The organism is Dactylosporangium sp. CS-047395 (assembly GCF_050942185.1).
Lineage (GTDB): Bacteria > Actinomycetota > Actinomycetes > Mycobacteriales > Micromonosporaceae > Dactylosporangium.
Map to the genome: position 1 here is coordinate 3,339,950 of NZ_CP192015.1, position 20,894 is coordinate 3,360,843.

17 protein-coding genes are annotated in these 20,894 nt (G+C 72.3%); 12 read left to right on the plus strand and 5 right to left on the minus strand.

All coding sequences use genetic code 11. From position 1 onward, the window contains the following. The first annotated feature begins 1 nt into the window (after nt 1). The 3 genes from mmsA to ACQP00_RS15725 all read left to right on the plus strand — a co-directional run bounded on the left by mmsA (nt 2) and on the right by ACQP00_RS15725 (nt 4,100). Nucleotides 2-1,543: a multiple monosaccharide ABC transporter ATP-binding protein gene (gene mmsA / locus ACQP00_RS15715; protein ID WP_433219618.1), complete on the plus strand. Its 1,542-nt coding sequence runs from the start codon at nt 2-4 to the stop codon at nt 1,541-1,543. Further along, the gene (gene mmsB, locus ACQP00_RS15720) at nt 1,540-2,760 is read left to right on the plus strand and encodes a multiple monosaccharide ABC transporter permease (protein WP_433219620.1); all 1,221 of its coding nucleotides are present in this window, start codon (nt 1,540-1,542) and stop codon (nt 2,758-2,760) included. The genes mmsA and mmsB overlap by 4 nt, the downstream gene beginning before the upstream one ends. Nucleotides 2,761-2,873: 113 nt before the next feature. Continuing rightward, on the plus strand, nt 2,874-4,100 hold the full coding sequence (locus ACQP00_RS15725) for an endo-1,4-beta-xylanase (protein WP_433219622.1): 1,227 nt from the start codon (nt 2,874-2,876) through the stop codon (nt 4,098-4,100). Between the two features lie 70 nt (nt 4,101-4,170). Here ACQP00_RS15725 and ACQP00_RS15730 read toward each other — a convergent pair whose 3' ends face one another. After that, on the minus strand, nt 4,171-4,824 hold the full coding sequence (locus ACQP00_RS15730) for a DUF6308 family protein (protein ID WP_433219624.1): 654 nt from the start codon (nt 4,822-4,824) through the stop codon (nt 4,171-4,173). 63 nt (nt 4,825-4,887) lie between these two features. Between ACQP00_RS15730 and ACQP00_RS15735 the strand changes: the two genes are divergently transcribed. Further along, nucleotides 4,888-5,574: a FadR/GntR family transcriptional regulator gene (locus ACQP00_RS15735; RefSeq protein ID WP_433219626.1), complete on the plus strand. Its 687-nt coding sequence runs from the start codon at nt 4,888-4,890 to the stop codon at nt 5,572-5,574. Nucleotides 5,575-5,616: 42 nt separating this feature from the next. Continuing rightward, nucleotides 5,617-6,498, plus strand: coding sequence for a fumarylacetoacetate hydrolase family protein (locus ACQP00_RS15740; RefSeq protein WP_433219627.1), 882 nt, complete (start codon nt 5,617-5,619; stop codon nt 6,496-6,498). Nucleotides 6,499-6,570: 72 nt separating this feature from the next. On the opposite strand, the gene ACQP00_RS15745 is transcribed toward ACQP00_RS15740, so the two are convergent. After that, nucleotides 6,571-7,050: a TetR/AcrR family transcriptional regulator gene (locus ACQP00_RS15745; RefSeq protein WP_433219629.1), complete on the minus strand. Its 480-nt coding sequence runs from the start codon at nt 7,048-7,050 to the stop codon at nt 6,571-6,573. A gap of 107 nt (nt 7,051-7,157) precedes the next feature. Between ACQP00_RS15745 and ACQP00_RS15750 the strand changes: the two genes are divergently transcribed. The 6 genes from ACQP00_RS15750 (at nt 7,158) to ACQP00_RS15775 (ending at nt 13,312) form a co-directional block, all read left to right on the plus strand. Then, entirely contained in the window at nt 7,158-8,723 is a 1,566-nt protein-coding gene (locus tag ACQP00_RS15750) for a CocE/NonD family hydrolase (protein ID WP_433219631.1), read from the plus strand. Nucleotides 8,724-8,733: 10 nt separating this feature from the next. Further along, nucleotides 8,734-9,996 (plus strand): alpha/beta fold hydrolase, encoded by a 1,263-nt coding sequence (locus tag ACQP00_RS15755; RefSeq protein ID WP_433219633.1) that lies wholly within the window; start codon nt 8,734-8,736, stop codon nt 9,994-9,996. A gap of 223 nt (nt 9,997-10,219) precedes the next feature. Then, nucleotides 10,220-10,807 (plus strand): TlpA family protein disulfide reductase, encoded by a 588-nt coding sequence (locus ACQP00_RS15760; RefSeq protein WP_433219634.1) that lies wholly within the window; start codon nt 10,220-10,222, stop codon nt 10,805-10,807. Beyond that, nucleotides 10,804-12,609 carry an ABC transporter ATP-binding protein gene (locus ACQP00_RS15765; protein WP_433219636.1) on the plus strand — a complete coding sequence of 602 codons (1,806 nt, stop codon included), beginning with the start codon at nt 10,804-10,806 and terminating at the stop codon, nt 12,607-12,609. Before ACQP00_RS15760 ends, ACQP00_RS15765 begins: the two co-directional genes overlap by 4 nt. Further along, nucleotides 12,606-13,139 carry a signal peptidase I gene (gene lepB / locus ACQP00_RS15770; protein ID WP_433219638.1) on the plus strand — a complete coding sequence of 178 codons (534 nt, stop codon included), beginning with the start codon at nt 12,606-12,608 and terminating at the stop codon, nt 13,137-13,139. The genes ACQP00_RS15765 and lepB overlap by 4 nt, the downstream gene beginning before the upstream one ends. Then, a complete protein-coding gene (locus ACQP00_RS15775) occupies nt 13,133-13,312 on the plus strand; it encodes a hypothetical protein (protein ID WP_433061008.1) in 180 nt (59 codons plus the stop codon). Before lepB ends, ACQP00_RS15775 begins: the two co-directional genes overlap by 7 nt. Here the strand turns inward: ACQP00_RS15775 and ACQP00_RS15780 are convergent. Further along, nucleotides 13,309-16,671, minus strand: a complete 3,363-nt coding sequence (locus ACQP00_RS15780; RefSeq protein WP_433219640.1) for a tetratricopeptide repeat protein — start codon at nt 16,669-16,671, stop codon at nt 13,309-13,311. The genes ACQP00_RS15775 and ACQP00_RS15780 overlap by 4 nt on opposite strands. Before the next feature lie 178 nt (nt 16,672-16,849). Continuing rightward, nucleotides 16,850-17,686, minus strand: a complete 837-nt coding sequence (locus ACQP00_RS15785) for a M15 family metallopeptidase (protein WP_433219642.1) — start codon at nt 17,684-17,686, stop codon at nt 16,850-16,852. A 92-nt stretch (nt 17,687-17,778) separates the two neighbouring features. Between ACQP00_RS15785 and ACQP00_RS15790 the strand changes: the two genes are divergently transcribed. Next, nucleotides 17,779-19,281 carry an ABC transporter substrate-binding protein gene (locus ACQP00_RS15790; RefSeq protein WP_433219644.1) on the plus strand — a complete coding sequence of 501 codons (1,503 nt, stop codon included), beginning with the start codon at nt 17,779-17,781 and terminating at the stop codon, nt 19,279-19,281. 51 nt (nt 19,282-19,332) lie between these two features. On the opposite strand, the gene ACQP00_RS15795 is transcribed toward ACQP00_RS15790, so the two are convergent. Then, nucleotides 19,333-20,829 carry a ricin-type beta-trefoil lectin domain protein gene (locus ACQP00_RS15795; RefSeq protein ID WP_433219646.1) on the minus strand — a complete coding sequence of 499 codons (1,497 nt, stop codon included), beginning with the start codon at nt 20,827-20,829 and terminating at the stop codon, nt 19,333-19,335. Between the last annotated feature and the right edge of the window lie 65 nt (nt 20,830-20,894).

The following is a 20,894-nucleotide window of genomic DNA, read 5'->3' on the forward strand; positions in this document are numbered from 1 at the left end:
CATGCCCTTGTTGCTCGAGATGAACGGCATCACCAAATCGTTTCCGGGCGTGAAAGCCCTGCAGGACGTCACGATGAGCGTGGCCGAGGGCGAAGTGCACGCGATCTGCGGCGAGAACGGTGCCGGCAAGTCCACCCTGATGAAGATTCTTTCCGGGGTGTACCCGCACGGCTCCTACGACGGCGACATCGTCTTCGACGGCGAGCCCTGCCACTTCCGGTCGATCCGCGACTCCGAGCAGCGCGGGATCGTCATCATCCACCAGGAGCTGGCCCTCAGCCCGTTCCTGTCGATCGCCGAGAACATCTTCCTCGGCAACGAACGCGCGACCCGCGGCATCGTCAACTGGCCGCAGACCAACAAGCGCGCGGCCGAGCTGCTCGCCCGGGTCGGCCTGCGCGAACAACCGGACACCAAGATCCTGGACATCGGCGTCGGCAAGCAGCAGCTCGTCGAGATCGCCAAGGCGCTGTCCAAGCGGGTCCGGCTGCTGATCCTCGACGAGCCGACGGCCGCCCTGAACGACGCCGACTCCGAGCACCTGCTCGGGCTGATCCGGCAGCTCAAGAGCCAGGGGATCACCTCGATCATCATCTCGCACAAGCTCAACGAGATCGCGTCGATCGCCGACACGACGACCGTGCTGCGCGACGGCCGTACCGTGGCGGACTTCCAGATGCACGGGGCCGAGCCGGTCTCGGAGGATCAGATCATCCGGGCCATGGTCGGCCGCGACCTCGCGCACCGGTTCCCCGACCACACCCCGCAGATCGGCGAGGAGGTGCTGCGGATCGAGGACTGGACCGTGCACCACCCGATCGACCGCGGCCGGGTCGTGGTGGACAACGCGGCCCTGCGCGTGCGCGGCGGCGAGATCGTCGGCATCGCCGGGCTGATGGGCGCCGGCCGCACCGAGCTGGCGATGAGCGTGTTCGGACACAGCTACGGCACCGGGATCTCCGGCCGCCTGTACCTGCACGGCCGCGAGATCCGGGTCCGCACCGTCGACGAGGCCATCGGGCACGGGATCGCCTACGCCACCGAGGACCGCAAACGCTACGGCCTGAACCTCATCGAGGACATCAAGCGCAACATCACCGCGGCCAAACTCGCGGCGGTCGCCAAGCTCGGCGTGGTCAACAACGCCGAGGAGGTGCACCGGGCGGAGCGGCTGCGCAAGGACATGCGGGTCAAGGCCGACTCGGTCGCCGTGCTCACCGGGAAGCTCTCCGGCGGCAACCAGCAGAAGGTCGTGCTCAGCAAGTGGCTCTTCACCGAGCCGGAAGTGCTCATCCTCGACGAGCCGACCCGGGGCATCGACGTCGGCGCCAAGTACGAGATCTACGAAATCATCAACGCCCTCGCGGACGCCGGCAAGGCGGTCGTGGTCATCTCCTCCGAGCTGCCGGAGCTGCTCGGGATCTGCGACCGGATCTACGCGATGAGCCAGGGGCGGATCACCGGCGAGATGGACCGGGCTGCGGCTACCCAGGAGGGCCTGATGCGGTACATGACCATGGACAAGAGCGGGGTGTCGCGGTGACCACCACGGAGACGCTGCAGCCGGAGACGCGGCCCACCGAGGTCTCGTCGCTGCGCGGCTATCTCGGCCAGAACCTCTGGCAGTACGGGATGCTGACGGTCCTCATCGCCATCGTCATCACGTTCCAGATCCTGACCGACGGGCGGCTGCTGTACCCCGACAACGTCGCCGCGCTGGTCCAGCAGAACGCCTACGTGCTGATCCTGGCGATCGGCATGGTCATGGTCATCGTGGCCCAGCACATCGACCTGTCCGTCGGCTCGATCGTGGCGTTCATCGGCGGTGTCTGTGCCCTGATGATCACCGAGTGGGGCTGGCCGTGGCCCGTCGCGGTGGCCGCGTCGGTCGCGATCGGCATCGTCGTGGGCTGCTGGCAGGGATTCTGGATCGCGTACGTCGGGATCCCGGCCTTCATCGTCACGCTCGGCGGGATGCTGCTCTTCCGCGGCCTCGCGGTGCTCGCGGTGAGCCAGACGGTGCCCGTGCAGGATCAGGGCTTCGGCGCGATCGCGGCCAAGTCGCTGCCCAACGCGCTGGGGTTCCTGGGCAACCTCGACGGCATGACGCTGCTCGTCGGCGGCGTGGCGATCGGCGGACTTGCCTACACGCAGCTGCGCACCCGCCGCGAGCTGATCCGCTACGACCTGCGGCTGGAGCCGCGGGCCGCGTTCATCGGCAAGTTGGTGGTGTTCGCCGCGCTCATCGCCTACATCACGTATCTGCTCGCCGAGAGCACCGACGGCACCCCGAACGTGCTCATCATCGTCGGCGCGCTCGTCATTCTCTACACGTACGTCATGGGCAACACCGTGTTCGGCCGGCACATCTACGCGATGGGCGGGAATCTCGCCGCCGCGAAACTGTCGGGCGTGAAGACGAAACGTGTAACTTTCCTCATCTTCGTCAACATGGGCATCCTGGCCGGCGTCGCCGCGGTCGTCACCACCTCCCGCGCCGGGGCCGGCGTGGCGGGCGCCGGGACGAACTACGAATTGGACGCGATCGCCGCCGCGTTCATCGGCGGCACGGCCGTGACCGGCGGAATCGGCAAGGTCACGGGGGCCGTGATCGGGGCGCTCATCATGGGCGTGCTGAACATGGGCCTGTCGATTCTCGGCGTCGACGCGGCCTGGCAACAGGCCATCAAGGGCCTCGTGCTGATCGCCGCGGTCGCGTTCGACATCGTCAGCAAGCGGGTCGCCAACTCGGCTCAGTAATTGGCAATGTTTCGATAACGGAGGCGTATTGACGGGTGTATTGAGCGCCCAATAGCGTCGGTGTCTCAAGGCGATTCCCTGCAATTGTTTCGAAACAATCGGGAGCCACGCTCATGACATTACGCAGAATGGCCACGGCCGGTCTTCTGGCGGCCGTGGTCGCGGCGACGCTGGGCGCCGTCGGCGCGTCCGCCGGCGGCCCCCGCCCGCCGGCGACGCAGGACCAGAGCCTGCGCGGGCTGGCCGCGCGCAACGGGCTGTACTTCGGCACCGCCGTCGACCCGGCGGCGTACGCCGATGCCGCCGACCCGCAGTACAAGAAGCTGGTGGACAGCCAGTTCTCGACCGTCACCGTCGAGAACGCGATGAAGTGGGAGAGCCTCGAGCCGACCCGCGGCACCTACGACTGGGCCGCCGCCGACGCGTTCGTGGCCAACGCGCAGCGCAACCACCAGCTCGTGCGCGGCCACGTCCTGGCCTGGTACAGCCAGCTCCCCGGCTGGCTGAACACCGGCATCCAGGACGGCACCATCGACGGCCCGCAGCTGCGCGCGCTGCTCAAGAAGCACATCACCGACGTCGTGACCCACTTCCGCGGCAAGATCTGGCAGTGGGACGTGGTCAACGAGGCCGTCTCCGACCCGTGGGAGACGCCGTCGGCGATCCACCTCGGCGGCAACACCGGCTCGCTGAAGCAGAAGTTCGCCGACCTGCTCGGCCCGGACTACCTCGCCGAGGCGTTCCGCACCGCCCGGGCCGCCGACCCGAAGGCACTGCTGTTCTACAACGACTACAACATCGACGCCTTCGGCGACGGTGGACCCGGCGACAAGACGCAGTTCGTGTACGACATGGTGAAGAAGCTCCGCGCGCAGGGCGTCCCGATCGACGGGGTGGGCAGCCAGGGGCATCTCAGCACGCAGTACGGCAACTACGACGTGCTCGCCGTGGCCGACTCGCTGCAGCGCTTCACCGACCTCGGCCTGGCCGTCGCGCTCACCGAGGTGGACGTGCGCAGCCTGCTGAAGGATGCCAAGGACCCGACCCAGGACGCGGCGGGCGCCGACCTCAACGCCCGGGACCAGGCCGCCGCCTACAACTACCACGTCCTGCTGCAGGCGTGCCTCATGAACCGGCACTGCCTGTCGTTCACCGTGTGGGGCTTCACCGACAAGCACTCGTGGATTCCGGGCTGGTTCACCAACCCGCCGGAGGGCGCGGGCTGCCTGTGGGACGCGAACTACCAGCCGAAGAAGTCGCTGCGCACGGTCCAGGGCGACCTGGCCGCCGCGGGGCCGCCGCTCGTGCAGCCGCGGGTTCCGCAGAAGCCGCACCGCTAGTTCACAGACGTTACTGGGGGTTCAGGAGACGGGGCGGGCGCCCGATCGGCGCCCGCCCCGGCGTCTTCGCCTACTCCAGCACCACCGTCGCGTCGTACGGGCATTTGCTGCCTGCCCGGTCGCTGTCCCAGTGGTCGCCGTGTCGCGACCCCAGGATGGTCCCGAGGGCCTGCACCAGGCTCACCGTGTCCTCGTCCAGGTTCGCCGCCGCGCGGGCCCGGGCGAGCGCCGCCCGCAACTCGCCGTCGTTCGCGGCGAGCCGCCGGTGCACCTTCTGCATGAACGGCCCGGGCTGCCCGAACTGGCAGGCGACGCCCCGGCCGGCGAGGAAGACGAGCCGCGGCCGTTTGCGCGCGAGCAGGTTCGCGGCGATCGTGTCGGCCTGGTAATCGCGTGCGCACGCCTCGCGCACCAGCCGGTGCGCCTCCTCGAGCCGCCCGCCCGGGGCGATGAGCGCCTCGGCGCCGGGGGTGCCAAGCTCGGCATCGGCCGGGATGTCCCGCAGGCAGGCGTCGAAGTCCTCGCGGAGGTCGCCCTCCAGCAGGCTGAGGCCGACCCGGAACGGCACCGGCGGGCCGATCGCCTCGATACCGTAAAGGTCGTCGACGGCGATCCGGTCCCGGGTCTCCGGGCGGTCGCCACCGCCCCGGAAGGTCTGCAACGGGCTGGGGCGCAGGTGGTTCACGCCCTCGAAGAAGACGATGTCGACCAGGCTGAGCCGCATTGGCACAGGGTACCGGCCATGTCCCTAAAATGGTCAGGTCACCTAGTCACCCGGGAGCAGCCGTTGACCGCCGAGTTCACGCCGGTGCACCGCTCCTCCGCGGCGGCCCAGGCGACCCGCCTCATCCAGGAGATGATCGTCGACGGGCGGCTGGTGCCCGGGCAGCGGCTGCCGGCCGAGCGGGAGCTCAGCGAGATGCTGGGGATCAGCCGGCCCACGCTGCGCGAGACGATCCGGGCGCTGGTCGGGCTCAACATCCTGGAGAGCCGGCACGGGTCCGGCACCTATGTGGCCGCGCTCGACACCGCCACGCTGCTGGAGCCGCTGCAGTTCGTGATGGCGCTGAGCGGGCGTACCGTCGAGGAGCTCTTCGAGGCCCGGCTCATCATCGAGCCCGCGCTGGCCGGTCTCGCCGCCGCGCACGCCGACGCGGGGCAGGTGGCGGCGATGCGGGCGGCGCTGGCCGAGCCGGACCGGGTGGCGGCGGACCTCGCGCTGCACCGGCTGATCGCCGACGCGGCCGGGAACGCGCTGCTGGCCACGATGCTGCAGACGCTGGCGACGCTGGGGCTGGCGAGCCGGGCGATGACCGCCTCGCGGCCGGGGGTGCTGCGCCGGTCCGCGGCCGAGCACCGGGCGATCGTGGACGCCATCGACCGGCGGGACGCCGAGGCGGCGCGGGCGGCGATGACGGCGCACCTGACGCGGATCGCCGGGGAGGCCCGGCGCGCGGCGGCGGCGCGGACCTGATTGGCTTGACCACTTGACCAGGGCGGGCATAGTTTGGCCGGTATGAGACTTGCCCGTATCGGCCATGCCGGTCAGGAGCGACCCGTGGTGGTCGCCGACGACGGCACGTACCTCGACCTGTCCGGCGTCACCCTCGACATCGACGCCGCCTTCCTGGCCGGCGGCGGGCTCGACCGGGCCCGGGCGGCGCTGGACGAGCTGCCCCGCCTGCGGGTCGCCGAGGGCACCCGGATCGGTCCGCCGGTCCGCGACCCCGGCAAGATCGTGTGCATCGGGCAGAACTACGCGCGGCACGCGGCCGAGTCCGGGGCGGAGCCGCCGTCCGAGCCGATCGTGTTCCTCAAGGCGGCCGACACGCTCGTCGGGCCGAACGACGACGTGCGCATCCCCAAGGCCAGCGTCAAGACCGACTACGAGGTGGAGCTGGCGGTCGTCATCGGGGCGACGGCGCGGTACCTCGACAGCCCCGAAGCCGCCGCCGCCCACATCGCCGGATACGCGGTGAGCAACGACGTCTCCGAGCGCGAGTTCCAGCTCGAACGGCTCGGGCAGTGGGACAAGGGCAAGAACTGCGAGACGTTCAACCCGCTCGGCCCCTGGCTGGTGACCGCGGACGGCGTCGACGTGCCCGGGCTGCGGCTGCGCTCGTGGGTCAACGGCGAGGCGCGGCAGGACGAGCTCGCCGCCGACATGATCTTCGGGGTGCCGCACCTGATCTGGTACCTGAGCCAGTTCATGGTGTTGTACCCGGGCGACATCGTGAACACCGGCACCCCGGCGGGCGTGGCGATGGGCCTGCCCGGACAGCCGTACCTGCGCGGGGGCGACGTCATGGAGCTGGAGATCGAAGGGCTGGGCCGGCAGCGCCAGACGCTTGTTGCGTATGGTCTTGCTGGCGACGGGGTATACCGCTCGATGTCCTGAAAAACGGTGGGGGAGCTCCGCTCCACCCACACCCCCTCAACACCGCACCGGGGCCCCGGCCCTGGCTCGGGCTCAGCGGCACACGCCGTCCAGGAGCAGCGCGATCGAGCGCTCGGCGTCCGCGGGCGCGCCGGACAGCATCGCGAACAGCAGGGCCAGGTCGTCCGGCACGAGGTCGGGCCGGACCTGGCCCTGTTGCTGTGCCCGCCGCAGCGCCGGGGTGAGCGCGACGGACAGCCGGCGGTCGAGCCCGCCGCTGGACAGGGGACGCATCACGGTGTACAGCCGCAGCGCCGCCGTCAGCAGCCCGCGGAAGTCGCACGACTCGTCGGCCTCGAGCCGTTCGAGCTGGTCGGACACGATCGCGGCGGCGAGCGCGTGGCGGTCGCGGAAATGGCGGTACAACGTGGCCTGCCCGACCCCCGCCCGCGCGGCGATCTCCGGCATCAGCACCGCCGCGCGCGTGAGCACGAGCTCGGTCGCCGCGCGCACGATCGCCGAGCGGTTGCGCTGCGCGTCACGGCGCTGCGGCGTCGGAGACCCGTAGAGCACCAGGGTATGTTACCGACCGGTAATGATAATGTCACGAACTTCTAATTCTCGGAACGGGCTCCTACGCTGCCGCCACCACGAAGCGCTACCCCGCCAGGAGCGTGCGTATGACCCGTACCCGCCAAGCCCTCACCCTGCTCGCCGTGGCGCTGCTCGCCGCGGTCACCCTCCAGGCCCCGGCCGCCGCCGCGCCCGCGAGCACCACGACGTTCGTCGACATCACCGGGGCCGGCGGTGTCGTGCTCAAGGCGAACGTCGTCGCCCCGGCCGGCACCGCGAAACGCCCGGCGATCGTCTTCCCGTCCAGCTGGGGCCTCAACGACCTCGAATACCTCGCGCAGGCGAACGTCCTGGCCGGCCGGGGGTACGTCGTCGTCTCCTACACCCCGCGCGGCTGGTGGGCCTCCGGCGGCGAGATCGACACCGCCGGACCGCAGGACATGGCCGACCTGTCCAAGGTGATCGACTGGACGATCGCCAACACCGCCGCCGACCCCGCGCGCATCGGGGCCGCGGGCGTCTCCTACGGCGCCGGGATCAGCCTGCTCGGCTCCGCGTTCGACAAGCGCATCCGCGCGGTCGTCATGATGAGCGGCTGGACCGACCTCGTGTACAGCCTGTACGGCGACAACACCCGCCACCAGCAGTCGGCCGGGCTGCTGAGCCTGGCCGCGAGCCTGCTCGGCCACCCGGGCGCGGACCTGTCCGGCAAGCTCGCCGATTTCAACGCCAACCGCAACGTTGCGCAGGTGCAGGCGTGGGCGCGGGCCCGCTCGGCGGCCACCTACCTCGACGCGATCAACGCGAACAAGCCGGCCGTGCTCATCGCGAACGCGTGGGGCGACTCGTTCTTCCCGCCCGACCAGCTCGTGGACTTCTTCGGCCGGCTGAACACCCCGAAGCGGCTCGAGCTGCGCCCCGGTGACCATGCGATCGCGGAGTTCACCGGCATCCTCGGCCTGCCGAACGACGCCTGGACCAGTTTGTACCGCTGGTTCGACCAGTATCTCGCCGGGAACGACACGGGGATCGGCGCAGAACCGGCAGTACAACTGCGGCCTCTGAATGCGGCAACCGAGTCCTATGCGTCCTGGTCGGCGCTGAACACCTCGACCCGGCGCTATGGCCTCGGCGCGATCCGCTGGCTCGACGGCACCGGCCTGCTCGGCGGCGCCCCGAGCGGCGGCTGGAGCAAGACCCTGCCCGGCGACCTGGACACGGTCGCGAACGGCGGGGTCGTGCTGCTCACCAACGGCGTCGGCGCATTTACGGGACAGCAGCCGCAAATCTGGCTGCCGGCCGTTGACCGTCTGCGCGCGGGTGTGTGGGCCTCCGAGCGGCCCGGCACCGCACTGCGCATCCGCGGCATCCCGACGGTTCACCTGAACCTGACGGGCACCGCCGCGCAGGGCACGGTCGTGGCGTACCTCTACGACCTGGACAGCCTCGGCAACGCCAAGCTCATCACGCACGCCCCGGTGAGCTGGCTCGGCACCGCGACCGGCAACCGCTCGCTCGACGTGGCGCTGTCGGCGACCGCGTACGACGTGCCGGCCGGCCACTCGCTCACCCTCGTGGTGGACACCACCGACCCGCTGTACTACGACGCGAACACCTTCGGCGCGGCCGTCACGGTCGCGGGCGGATCGTATGTAGACGTGCCGATCCGCTAGAAATGGCGGCATGAGCAGCTTCCGCCACCCCGGCACCGTCCTGACCGACCACGTCCTGACGGTGCCGCTGGACCACGACGACCCCGCGGGCGAGACCATCGACATCTTCGCCCGCGCGGTCGTCACACCTGACAACGCCGCCAAGCCGTGGCTGCTGTTCCTGCAGGGCGGCCCCGGCAGCGCCTCACCCCGCCCGATCGGCCGCGACTCGTGGGTCGGCCGGGCCCTCGACGACTACCGCGTCCTGCTGCTCGACCAGCGCGGCACCGGCCGCTCGACCCGCGTCAGCCGGCACTCGGTGACCCGGCGGGGAACGCCCGAGGCGCAGGCCGAGTACCTGTCCCACTTCCGCGCCGACAGCATCGTCCGCGACGCCGAACTGCTGCGCCGCTCAATGCTAGGCGACGAGCGCTGGACCGTCCTGGGCCAGTCCTTCGGCGGCTTCTGCGCGGTGAACTACCTGTCGTTCGCCCCCGAAGGCCTGCGCGAGGTCCTGATCACCGGCGGCCTACCGGGCCTGGACGCGCGGGCCGAGGACGTGTACCGCGCCACCTACCCCCGCGTCGCCGCGCGCAACGAGGCCCACTACGCCCGGTACCCCGGCGATGTCGCCCTGGTCCGCGACATCTGCGCCTTCCTGCGCGACCACGACGTCCGCCTGCCCGACGGCGCGCGGCTGACCGTCGAGTCCTTCCAGACGCTCGGCATCGCGTTCGGCTCGAGCACCGGCTCCCACGAGCTGCACTACCTCTTCGAGTCCGCCTTCGAGTCCCCGGGTGTACTGTCCGATGCCTTCCTCGCGCAGGTGCAGGCTCGCGTGGGCTTCGCGAGCACCCCGATCTTCCCGCTGCTGCACGAGGCCTGCTACGGCCAGCAGAACGCGACGGCCTGGGCCGCGCAGCGTCTTCGGGCCGAGCACCCGGAGTTCGACTCCTCCGACGTCGTGTACTTCACGGGCGAGATGACGTACCCGTGGCAGTTCGACGTCGACCCGGCCCTCACCCCGCTGCGCGAGGCGGCCCACGTGCTGGCCGCGCGCGACACCTGGCCGCGCCTGTACGACCGGGCCCAGCTGGCCGCGAACGAGGTACCTGTGGTGGCCGCGGTGTACTACGAGGACATGTACGTCGACCGCACGCTCTCCCTCGCGACGGCGGCCGCCATCAAGGGTGCGCGCACCTGGATCACGAACGAGTTCGAGCACGACGCCCTGCGGGTGAGCTCGCGCGCGATCCTGGACCGCCTGATCGCCATGGCCCGCGGCGATGCCTGACCCGGTAGCTCCCGGCGTCGGCGTGGGAGCGCTCCTGTGCGGAAGGGCTCTGCCGGTGCGGTTCTGCCGCTTCTGCCGGTGCGAAGCCGCGCACCGGCGTCGACGTGGGGATCTGGTGCGGGCGGCGGGTTCAGTCGGGGTTCAGTGAAGCTGCCGATGGGGCTGCATAGCTTGGTGTCGGAAGCCGGTACGACAGGCCGAGACCAAGGGAGCGTTGCGACCGATGACGTACCTCACCGCCGCTGTTGTGCTGCTTGGGATTGTCACGGGGCTCAACCTGGTGCTGCTGCTCGGGGTCATCAAGCGGCTGCAGAAGGCCGAGGCGCCCGGCGTCATCAGCGATGAAGGGGCGCGGCCGGTGTTGCCGCCGGGGGAGCGGCCGGAGGCGTTCTCGGTCAGCTCCCGGGACGGGGAGCTGTTCGAGACGGTCGGGGGCAAGGGGCGGCTGGTCGGGTTCTTCACGCCGCACTGCAACCTGTGTCACGACCGGATGCCGAAGTTCCTGAAGTATGCGCGCGCCGCTGGGCTGGAGCGGGATCAGGTGTTCGCCGTTGTCGTGGGCACGCCCGACGAAACGGCCCCGCTCGCCAAGGAGCTCAGTCCTGCCGCGCACGTCGTCGATGAGCCGGACGGGGGTGGGTCCGTCTATGAGGCGTTCGGGGTGCGGGGGCTGCCGGCCATGTACCTGCTCGATGCCGACGGGGTCATTCTCTCCTCCGGGACCGATCTCGGGGGCTTTCCCGATCCGCAGCGGTACGGCGCGAAGATCCGGTCGGGGGCGGCCAGGACCAAGGCGGGAGCCGCCACGTGAGGCACGCCCGGGCCGCGCTCGGGCTGGCCTGGTCGGCCGCCCCTGGGCTGCTCGTTGCCGAAGTCGTGCTCACCGTGGCCGGTGGGGTTTTGCCCGTCGTGACCGCGGTGCTCGCCAAGCAGGTGTTCGACCGGTTGAGTGGCGGCGCCGCGCTGGGGCCGCTGCTCGGGCTGGCCGCGGCGATGGGACTGGCCGGGCTCGTCGCGGGGGTGACTCCGCAGGCGCTGCGGTACGTCACCGCCGAGACCGAGCGCCGCATCGGGGTCCGGGCGCAGGAGCGGCTCTACCTCGCCGTCAACGGGCAGCCGGGGCTGACGCGGCTCGAGGACCCGGGCTTCCAGGATCGGCTGCAGATGGCCGAGCAGGCCAGTCGCAGCGGGCCGGGGCAGCTGGTGTCGAGCGTGCTCGGGCTCGTCCAGGCGCTCATCGGGGTGGTCGGGTTCACCGGGGCGCTGGTCGCGGTCAGCCCGGTCACCGCGATCACGGTGCTCGTGGCCGCGCTGCCGATGCTGCTGGTGCACCTGTCGTTGAGCCGGGAGCAGGCGGCGATGCTGTGGCGGACCGGGCATGCGCAGCGGCGGCACATGTTCTTCGCTCGGCTGCTGACGACGCCCGGCGTGGCGCAGGAGGTGCGGCTGTTCGGGCTCGGGGACTTCTTCCGCGAGCGGATGCGGACCGAGCTGACCGCCGTCAACGACGAGTACCGGCGGATCGGGCTGCGGCAGTTGCGCAGTCACGGGCTGCTCGGGCTGCTCTCGGCGGTCGTGGCCGGCGGGGGGCTGATGTGGATGATCGCGGAGACGGCGGCCGGGCGGGCCACCCTCGGGGACGTGTCGATGTTCATCGCGGCCATGGCCGGCGTGCAGATGGGGCTGGCCGGCGGGGTGCAGCAGGCGGCGGCCGCGCATCAGGCGCTGCTGCTGTTCGAGCACTACCAGGCCGTGGTCGGCGGCGGGCCGGACCTGCCGGTGCGGGTGGACGCACAGGCGGTACCGGAGCTGCGTCTGGGGCTTGAACTGCGGGACGTCTGGTTCCGTTACAGCGACGAGCACCCGTGGATCCTGCGCGGGGTGAGCCTGTTCATCCCGCACGGGCAGACGGTGGCGCTGGTCGGGCTGAACGGGGCCGGCAAGAGCACCACCGTGAAGCTGCTGTGCCGGTTCTACGACCCGACCCGCGGCTCGATCACCTGGGACGGGGTCGACCTGCGGGACCTGGACCCGGCGTCGCTGCGGGAGCGGATCGGGGCCATTTTCCAGGACTTCACCGCCTATGACCTGTCGGCGGCCGAGAACGTCGCGGTGGGTGACCTGCGCGCGCTGGACGATCGGCCGCGGGTGGCGGAGGCGGCGGTCCGGGCCGGGGTGCATGCGACGCTGGAGGCGCTGCCCAGGGGGTACGACACCCTGCTTTCGCGGTTTTTCTATCAGGGCGCGCCCGGCGACGACCCGCAGACGGGCGTGGTGCTCTCCGGCGGGCAGTGGCAGCGGGTGGCGCTCGCGCGCGCGTTGCTGCGGGCGCGGCGGGATCTGGTGATTCTCGACGAGCCCAGTGCGGGGCTGGATGCCCAGGCCGAGTACGAGGTGCACGCGGCCCTGCGGCGGCACCGCGCCGGCCTGACCACGCTGCTGATCTCGCACCGGCTCAGCGCGGTCCGGGAGGCCGACCGGATCGTGGTGCTGGGCGACGGCGGGATCGTCGAGGACGGCAGCCACGCCGAGCTGATGGCGCTCGGCGGGCGCTACGCGGAGCTGTTCGACGTGCAGGCGCGCGGGTACACCGACGCCGGGGTGCCGGGATGACCGCCCTCGCGCTGGCGGCGGCGCTCCTGCTCGTCGTGGCCGCGCTCGCGGTGCTGCGGCGCCGGTTCCTGGCGGTCACCGTGAGTGGGGTCAGCATGCAGCCGACGCTGCAGCCGGGGGACCGGGTGCTGGTGCGGCGCGCGGGGCTCGGCGGTATCAGGGCCGGGCAGGTCGTCGTGCTGCGCGACCCCGAAAGCGATGACGACGCCGGGGAAGACCTGATGATCAAGCGGGCGGTCGCGGTGCCCGGGGACCCGGTCCCCGACATCGACGTCACGGGGACGGCCGTGCTCGACGGCCGGACGGTGCCGCCCGGCCGGATGGTGGTGCTCGGCGACAACCCCGCCTTCAGCCTCGACTCGCGCCGCCTGGGCTTCCTGCCCGGTGAGCGGCTGCTCGGGGTCGTCGTGCGGCGGCTGTCGCCGGGGCCGCCCCAGGACTTCGGCGCCCGGGCCGACCGGGCCGCCGAGGGTACGACACGCGCCGGCACGGGGCCGGGCGTCGATGGGAAGGGATGGACGGCATGGTGAAGCTCGGAGAGTGGATGCTCGCCCGTGTGCTGCCGAAGGCGACGGCCGCCGCGCGCTGCCCGTACGAGTCGTGGTGCCAGGTCTGCTCGGGGAACATCTACAAGAAGGTCTGGGTGAACCCCAACTGCACGACCAGCTCGACCGCCTGCAACGACCCGTGGGACGGCTGCTAGTCCGGCCGGACCGCCGGATGCCGCGGGCCCGGTTCGCCGGGCCCGCGGTCCAGCAGCGCGTCAGTCACGACCATGCCCATCCTGTACCCGGTCTTCTCATGAATCGCGCCCGCGCGCTCGCCCACCTGCACGGCCCACTGGGGCTCGCCGCGGGCCAGATGGATCTGCGCGAGCCCGGTCAGCGCCGCCCCTTCGAGCTGGTGGAAGCCCGCCCGCTGGGTCAGCGTGACCGCGCGCCGGATGTCCGCCAGGGCCTCGTCGAGCCGGCCCAGCCGGCGGCGGGCCGCGGCCACCCCGATGAGCGCCTCCGCCTCGGGCAGCTGCTCGCCCGTCTCCCGGGCCATGTCCAGCGCGCGCTCGTGACTGTCGACCGCCTCGGCGGGCCGGCCCAGCGCGACGAGCACCGTGCCGAGGACGTTGAGCGCGTCGATCTCCAGGCGCAGCATGTCGGTCTCGCGGGCCCGGTCCAGCGCGGCCCGGGCCGAGGCGAGGGCCCGGTCGAGGCGGCCCGCGTCGCGGTGGGTGGCGGCCAGCGTACGCAGGTTCGCCGCCTCGTTGCCCCGCCCGCCGAGCTCGCGGTGCAGCTCCAAAGCCGCGTTCAGGTGCGTCTCGGCCTCGTCGAGCCGGCCCAGCAGCTGGCAGGCCTCGCCGAGGTTGCCCAGGATGTTCGCCTCGCTGCTGCGGGCCCCCATCCGCCGGGCGAGTTCGAGCGCCTCCTGGAAGTGGCCGGCCGCCATGTCGAGCTGCCCGGCCTCCATGCGCACCAGGCCGAGGTTGCCGAGACTGACCGCCTGCCCCGCCAGCCAGCCGCTGCGCCGGTTGAGCTCGAGTGCCTCGGCGATCTGGTCGCCCGCCGCCCGCAGATTTCCGGTCTGCCAGTGTACGGCGCCGAGGTTCCCCAGAATGCTCGCCTGCCCCTCGGCCCAGTCCGTGCGGCGCGCGGCCGCGAGCCCCAGCCGGAAGTGCTCGATGGCCAGGTCGTGCCGGCTGCGCCGCCAGTGCGCGTCGGCGATGCTCAGGTGGCTGACCGCCTGCGCCGCGAGGTCCCCGGCGCCCCGCGCGGCGGCCAGGCTGGCGTGCGCCACGGTGAGCCAGTCGATGGTGTGCATGCGCAGGTGGAAGTACCCGCGCAGGGCGTCGGCGAGCAGCCACGTCCCCGGGTCGGTGCCGTGCTCGACCGCCGCCACCAGGTTCGGCAGCTCGGCGTCGACCCAGGCCAGCGCGTGCGCGTGGTCGGCGAACACCGTCGGCGGAAGGTCGGGCAGGGGGAGGCGGAGCTTCTCCGGGTACAACAGCCGGGCGGCGGCGTCCAAACCGGACAGATAGTGCTCCAGCAGCCGGTCCACGGCGGCCCGGCGGCCGGCCTCGTCGTCCTCCTCGGCCCCGCGGGCCTGCGCGAACAGGCGCAGCAGGTCGTGGAACGCGTACCGGCCGGGCCCGGTCTCCTCCAGCAGGTGCGCCTCGGCCAGCAGCCGCAGCACGCCGGTGACGCCGGCCGGGTCGGTGCCCGCGAGCGCGGCCACCGCGGCGGCGCCGCAGTCCGGCCCGGGCACCAGCCCGAGCAGCCGGAACATTCGCCGGGCGGGTGCCGGCAGCGCGGCGTAGGACAGGTCGAGCGCGGCCCCGACGGCGGTCTGCCGGTCCCCCTCGATCCGCAGCGCGGTCAGCCGGTCGCCGCCGCGCAGCCGGGCCACGTACTCGGCCACGCTCTGGTGCGGGTTGCACAGCAGGTTGGCGGCGGCGATCCGCAACGCGAGGGGCAGCCCGCCGCACAGCCCGATCAGCTCCTCGACGCAGGCCGCCTCGGTGCGCATCCGCTCGGCGCCGAGGATCCGCCCGAGCAGGTCCCGCGCCTCACCGGCGGCCAGCACGTCGAGGACCAGCAGCGTGGCACCCTCCCGGGCGACCAGGCCGGCCAGCCGGTCCCGGCTCGTGACCAGGGCCAGGCAGCCGTCGCCGCCGGGCAGCAGCGGGCGCACCTGCTCGGCGTCGCGCGCGTTGTCGAGCACGACCAGCACGCGGCGGTCCGCGAGCAGGCTGCGGAAGACGGCGGCGGCCTCCTCGACCTCCAGCGGCACCTCGTCGGGCGGCGTGCCGAGGGCGTGCAGGAACCGCGCCAGGGCCTCGATCGGGCGCAGCGGCGACCCCTGGGCGTAGCCGCGCAGGTTGACGTAGAGCTGGCCGTCCGGGAAGCGCTCCTTGACCCGGTGCGCCCAGTGCATGACGAGCGCGGTCTTGCCGATGCCGGCGGTACCGGCGATGGCCACCACCCCCGCGCCCGCGTCCAGGTCGCGCAGGGCGTCGGCGCGCCCGGTGAACGTGGCCACGTCGGCGAGCAGCTGACCCGGCACCACGACCGGCACCGCGGGGGCGAGGTCGGCGGCGGGCTCGCGCAGCACCCGCAGCTGGGCCGCGCGCAGCTCGTCGCCCGGCTCCACGCCGAGCTCGTCGGCCAGCCGGGTCCGCACGTCGGCCAGCACCCGCAGCGCCCCGGCCCGCTCGCCGCCCTCGGCCAGCAGCAGCGCCAGCCGGGCGTGCAGGCCCTCGTGCAGCGGCTCGTCCGGCGCGACGGCCAGCAACCGCGCCACGGCTTGCGCGCTGTCGCCGGTCTCGAGCGCCAGATCCGCGTACGCGAGGGCGGTCTCGACCCGGCGCCGGCCCAGCGCGACCGCGGTCCGGTGGGCCCGCAGCCGCGGATCGGCGCCCGCCAGCACCGGCCCCCGCCAGCAGTCCAGCGCCGCGCCAAGTGCCTCCGCGTCCCCGCGCGACCGGGCGTGCAGCTCGTCGAAGCGGGCCACGTCGAGCCCCGTCGGGTCCAGGTCGAGCAGGTACCCGCCGGGCGCCAGCCGCACGGTCGCCGCGGTGCCGCGCCGTCGCCGCTCGGGCTCCAGGAGCCTTCGGAGCTGCCCGATGTACACGTGGATCAGGTTGAGACAGCTGCGCGGCGGGCGCTCCCACAGCACGTCGACGATCTCGTCGCGGGATACGGCCTGGCGCGGATGGATCGCGAGCAGCCCGAGCAGCGACCGCAGCATCGGCGAGCCGACCTCGACCGCCACGTCTTCGCGCGCCACCGACAAAGGCCCAAGGACCCGCACTTGTACCGTCTGAGCCGCGCCCTTCCCGCCGCCCGTCAACGCCGATCGCAGCGCGTGCCGGTCGTCCTCGGACAGCCGCAGCGCGTCGGCGAGCCGCTCGACCGACTCGGGGCGGGGCCGGCGGACCCGATCGTGCTCGATGTCGCGCAGCCCGCGCACGCTGAGCCCGGCGCGGCCGGCGAGTTCCTGCTGGTCGATGCCCGCGCGGAGCCGGTGCCGACGGAGCAGCTCGCCCAGTCGTGACGCACCGCTGTTGTCCATGATCCCCCGTCGTGGCGGCCAGGCCCCCGAATGCCTGGTACCGCGACGATTGTGCCGGAGATGCCCGTCGATGTCGATCGGCGGATGGTCGAGCGTGCACCGTTGTATACCGTGCGATGTCCTGAAAAGCGGCGGGGGAGCAAGCTCCACCCACACCCCCTCAAAAGAACACCGGGGTCTACTCGACGGGGAAGTCGTAGTACGTGTCCGGGAACGGCTCCTTGGTGAGCGTGTAGTGCCACCACTCCTTGGGATAGTTCGTGAACCCGCCGGCCGCCATCAGCCCGGTCAGCAGGTCGCGGTTGGCCCGCTCGGCCGCGCTCACCCCGGTCGCCGCGGTGTGGGCGAGCGGGTCGAAGCAGTCGAAGCCGGTGCCCATGTCGAGGGTGTTGTCCGGGAACCGGTCCGCGGCCGTGCACGCCTCGAGCGGGTCGCCCTGGTGCCACTCGGGCTGGGTGCGGGCCGGGAGCGCGACGATCGTCAGGTCCATGGTGCTGCCCCGGCTGTGCGCGGTGGGGCCGCCGATGTAGCCGTCGTCGAAGAGCGCGGACTTGTCGACCGCCGGGTAGAACTCGCCCTTCATGCGCTGGTCGGCGTTCTTGGACCAGTCGACGAAGTCGTCCACGGCCCGCTGAGGGCGATAGCAGTCGTACACCTTGAGGCTGTAGCCGCGGGCCTGTGCGCTCCGCTGGACGCGGTGCAGGGCTTCGGCGGCCTCGCTGGTGAGCAGGCAGCGGGGGCGCAGGTAGCCGGTGACCGGGCGGCCGACGAAGTTGTGCGGGGTGGCGTAGCGGATGTCGGACAGGATGCTGGCGTCCACATCGGACAGGTCCACGAAGCCGTCCGGGAGTTGCCGCTTCGGGGTGGTGCCCGGCTCCGGCTTCTGGGCGGCGCTCGGGCTGGCCGGCGGGGTTGCCGGCGGGGTTGCCGCCCCGGTTGCCGGCGTCGCCGTGGGCGCCGGGGTGCCGCAGGCGGCCAGGAGCAGGCACGTCAGGATCGGGATCAGCGCGCGCATTTGGGGATTATTCGGCGTGCGGTCCGGTCGATGGCGGGGCGGGCACCGGACGGGCCACCTCGTCGTTTGGCGGTGGGCTCTATCTTGGCGGGATGGAGATGCCCGATGGCCGGCTGCCGGAGTCGTTCGGCGAAGCGGCGTTTCCGGAACTGAAGCCGTTCGAGATCCCGTCGCCCGCGAAGCCGGTAGAGCCGCCGCCTGCGGCTCCGCTGCCCAAGTCGGCGTCTTTGCCCGCGCCGCCCCCGAAGGCGTCGGCGCGGCCGGCGCGGACCTCGCCCCAGCAGAAGCGCGGGCCACAGCAGAAGGCGGCGAAGCAACCGGCGCAGGCTCGGCGTGGCGCTGCTCAGCCGCCTGGGCCGCCGCCGCTGGTGCCGGTGCTCAAGGCGCAGCCGGGCGGCAAGGGCAAGGGCGCGACGGCGGCGTGGGTGACCATCGCGGCGGTGGTCGTCGTGACGCTCATCTGCTGCGCGGTCGCCCGCAACAGCGGCGACGATGACGACGACGCCGGCGCCCCCGCGCCGCCGGCCCGGGTGGTCGAGTCGACCGCGCCGGCGGGCTGCCCGGCGATCGGGTTCCTGGGCGCGGCCGAGCTCGGGACGGACGCGTTGCGCGCGCGGCAGGCGGTGCAGCTGGCGGTGAAAACGTACAACCGGACCTCGCGGTGTTCGGTCCGGCTGGTCGAGGCCGACACCAAGCACGCCGCCCCGTCGGACGTGACCGCGGCGCTGAACCAGTTCGGGCGCGAGGTGCTCGGCGTCGTCGGTCCGCTGCGCAACGTCGACGTCGGCCAGGCCGGGTTCTGGTTCGACGAGCGGGAGCTGCCGTTCATCACCCCGTCGGCCGGTGACCCGATCGCCGCGACGTTCGGGGTCAAGACGTTCCACCGCTTGTACCCGACGGACCTCGACGCCGCCGACGCCGCCGCGACGCTGCTCGCGAGCCGGCTCAAGACGACGAAGGTCTTCGTGGTGCGGCACACCTTCGACACCGACAAGCGGATCGCCGACCGGCTCGCCCGGACCGGCGGCCCGGTCCAGGTCGTGGGCACCGCCGAGGTCGAGGTCGCCCCGTCGAGCTGGGCCCCGGTCGTGGACCGGATCCGCTCGCTGGGCGCCGAGTCCGTCTACTTCACCGGCTTCGCGGGCGAGGCGGGGATCTTCGCCAAGGCCCTGCGCGCGGCCGGTTTCGCCGGTCCGATGGTCGGCACCGAGGCCCTGCTGGACCCCGAGTACGCCACCGTGGCCGGCCCGGCGGGCGCCAACACGTTCGCGACCTGCGGCTGCGGCGACCCGCTGGACGCGAGCTTCGCCGCCGCGTTCCGGGCCGAGTTCAAGGAGGAGCCGGGCCGCCGTGCCGCCCTGGCCTACGACGCGGCCACCCTGCTGCTGAACGCGATCGGCGACGGCGCCCGGGATCGCGCCGCCGTGCAGACCGCCCTGGCCCGCGGCCCGTTCTACCTGTCCCAGGGCGCGTACCGGTTCACCACGACCGGCGACCTCGACCGCGACGACGTGGTGGTCAACGTGTTCCGCCCCGACACGAGCGCCACCACCAAGCCCGGCATGCTCCCGGTGGCGGCGCTCCACCTCACCTGACGCGGGTCGGCGGGCGTCAGCCGGGCAGGAACCAGCGCTGGGCGGCGGGCGTCAGCCCGGCAGGAACCAGCGCTGGGCGGCGGTGCCGTCGCAGTCGCGCAGTTGCGGGCGGGTGCCCCAGGCGGTCGAGGCGTTCGGGTCGTCGAGGCAGCGGCCCGACTGCGGGTTGCGCAAGGAGCCGTCCGCGCGCGGCACCCACGCCTGCGCGCCGGTGTTGTTGCAGTCCCACAGCTGCACCGGCGTGCCGTTCGCGGTGCCGCCGTTGCTCACGTCCAGGCACTTGCCCAGGACGCGCAGGGTGCCGCCGGCGGCACCCGTCCACTGTTGCGCGTTCGTGCCGTTGCAGCCCCACAGCTGGATCGGGGTGCCGTTCGCGGTTGCGGCGTTGTTCACGTCCAGGCACAGGTTGCCGTAGCCGCGGACCGGCCCCGGTGCGCCTGCCGACAGCGTGATGTCCAAGGTGTGGGTGCCGGTCAGCGTGGCGGGGACCGAACGGGCCGTGGTCGGCGTGCCGTCGAGCCGCACGTCCGTGATGACCGTCCCCGCGCCGTGCAGGGCCAGGTCCAGGACCGCGCCGCGGTAGCGCAGGCCCGAGAGCCGCACGTCGCCCCACCCCGAGGGCAGCGTCGGGCGGAAGGCCAGGCCCGTGGTGGTGAACTGCAGGCCGAACAGGCCGCTGTAGATCATCCGTAGGTAGGCGGTCGCGGACCAGGTCTGGTCGGCCAGCGGGCCCCAGTGGGAGCCGGTCTGCCAGCCGCCGTCCGGGGCGCCGGAGCGGAAGTTGTAGATCTCGTAGAAGCCGCCCGACGTGTTGGCCAGCGCGGCCAGGGTCAGGGTCTCGGACGCGAAGCGCGCCGGGTCGCCGGCGCGGGCGGCGGCCTCGGCCCAGTAGCCCTGGATCATCGGCCAGACCGAGACGTTGTGCCGGCCCGGCCTGCTGTCGCTGTAGCGGGCGAAGTGCGGCCAGACGTCGACGATGCCGTACGGCTGGATGTGGCTGTTCCGCATCACCAGCCGGGCCTGGTCGGTGCTCGCGATCCCGAACAGCACCGCGAACGACTGGCCGGTGCCCTCCTCGGACTGGTCGAGCTGTCCATTGTGGATCAGGTAGCCGTAGGTGCCCTTGGCGGCGATCCAGAAGTACCGGTTGATGTTGCTCTTCAGCGCTTCGGCGGCGCTGTCGAGGGCGGTGGGGGACTGGCCCGGCGCCTCGGCCATGCGGGCGGCGCTGCGGTAGGCGCTGTAGTAGAGCGCGTTCGTGGACAGGGCCAGGTCGCCGGCGGTCGGGTAGCCGAGCACGAAGCTGCCGTGGCTCTCGGTCGCGTCGGCCGGCGGGGCGGGGTAGCCGGCGATGCCGTCGTTGAAGAAGGACGGCCCCTGGAACAGCCCGTAGGTGACGTTGTAGTTGGCCGCCCGGCGGGTGCCGAGCGTGTTCCGGGCGGTCTGGAAGGCATCGCTCAGGAACGCGCGGTCGCCGGTGACCAGGTAGTGGTTCCAGGCCGCGGTGAGCCAGACAACCTGGTCCCACCACTGGTCGTCCTGGACCACCTGAAGGTGAGCGCCGGGCGGGCGACCGCTGCGTGCGCGGAAGTTCCGTCCACCGTGGACACTCC

What these genes read in the sequence shown, in the direction of transcription:
- mmsA (WP_433219618.1), top strand. Translation starts at nt 2, where the DNA reads ATGCCCTTGTTGCTCGAGATGAACGGCATCACCAAATCGTTTCCGGGC.
- ACQP00_RS15725 (WP_433219622.1), top strand. Translation starts at nt 2,874, where the DNA reads ATGACATTACGCAGAATGGCCACGGCCGGTCTTCTGGCGGCCGTGGTC.
- ACQP00_RS15730 (WP_433219624.1), bottom strand. Translation starts at nt 4,824, where the DNA reads ATGCGGCTCAGCCTGGTCGACATCGTCTTCTTCGAGGGCGTGAACCAC.
- ACQP00_RS15740 (WP_433219627.1), top strand. Translation starts at nt 5,617, where the DNA reads ATGAGACTTGCCCGTATCGGCCATGCCGGTCAGGAGCGACCCGTGGTG.
- ACQP00_RS15750 (WP_433219631.1), top strand. Translation starts at nt 7,158, where the DNA reads ATGACCCGTACCCGCCAAGCCCTCACCCTGCTCGCCGTGGCGCTGCTC.
- ACQP00_RS15755 (WP_433219633.1), top strand. Translation starts at nt 8,734, where the DNA reads ATGAGCAGCTTCCGCCACCCCGGCACCGTCCTGACCGACCACGTCCTG.
- ACQP00_RS15760 (WP_433219634.1), top strand. Translation starts at nt 10,220, where the DNA reads ATGACGTACCTCACCGCCGCTGTTGTGCTGCTTGGGATTGTCACGGGG.
- lepB (WP_433219638.1), top strand. Translation starts at nt 12,606, where the DNA reads ATGACCGCCCTCGCGCTGGCGGCGGCGCTCCTGCTCGTCGTGGCCGCG.
- ACQP00_RS15775 (WP_433061008.1), top strand. Translation starts at nt 13,133, where the DNA reads ATGGTGAAGCTCGGAGAGTGGATGCTCGCCCGTGTGCTGCCGAAGGCG.
- ACQP00_RS15780 (WP_433219640.1), bottom strand. Translation starts at nt 16,671, where the DNA reads ATGGACAACAGCGGTGCGTCACGACTGGGCGAGCTGCTCCGTCGGCAC.
- ACQP00_RS15785 (WP_433219642.1), bottom strand. Translation starts at nt 17,686, where the DNA reads ATGCGCGCGCTGATCCCGATCCTGACGTGCCTGCTCCTGGCCGCCTGC.
- ACQP00_RS15790 (WP_433219644.1), top strand. Translation starts at nt 17,779, where the DNA reads ATGGAGATGCCCGATGGCCGGCTGCCGGAGTCGTTCGGCGAAGCGGCG.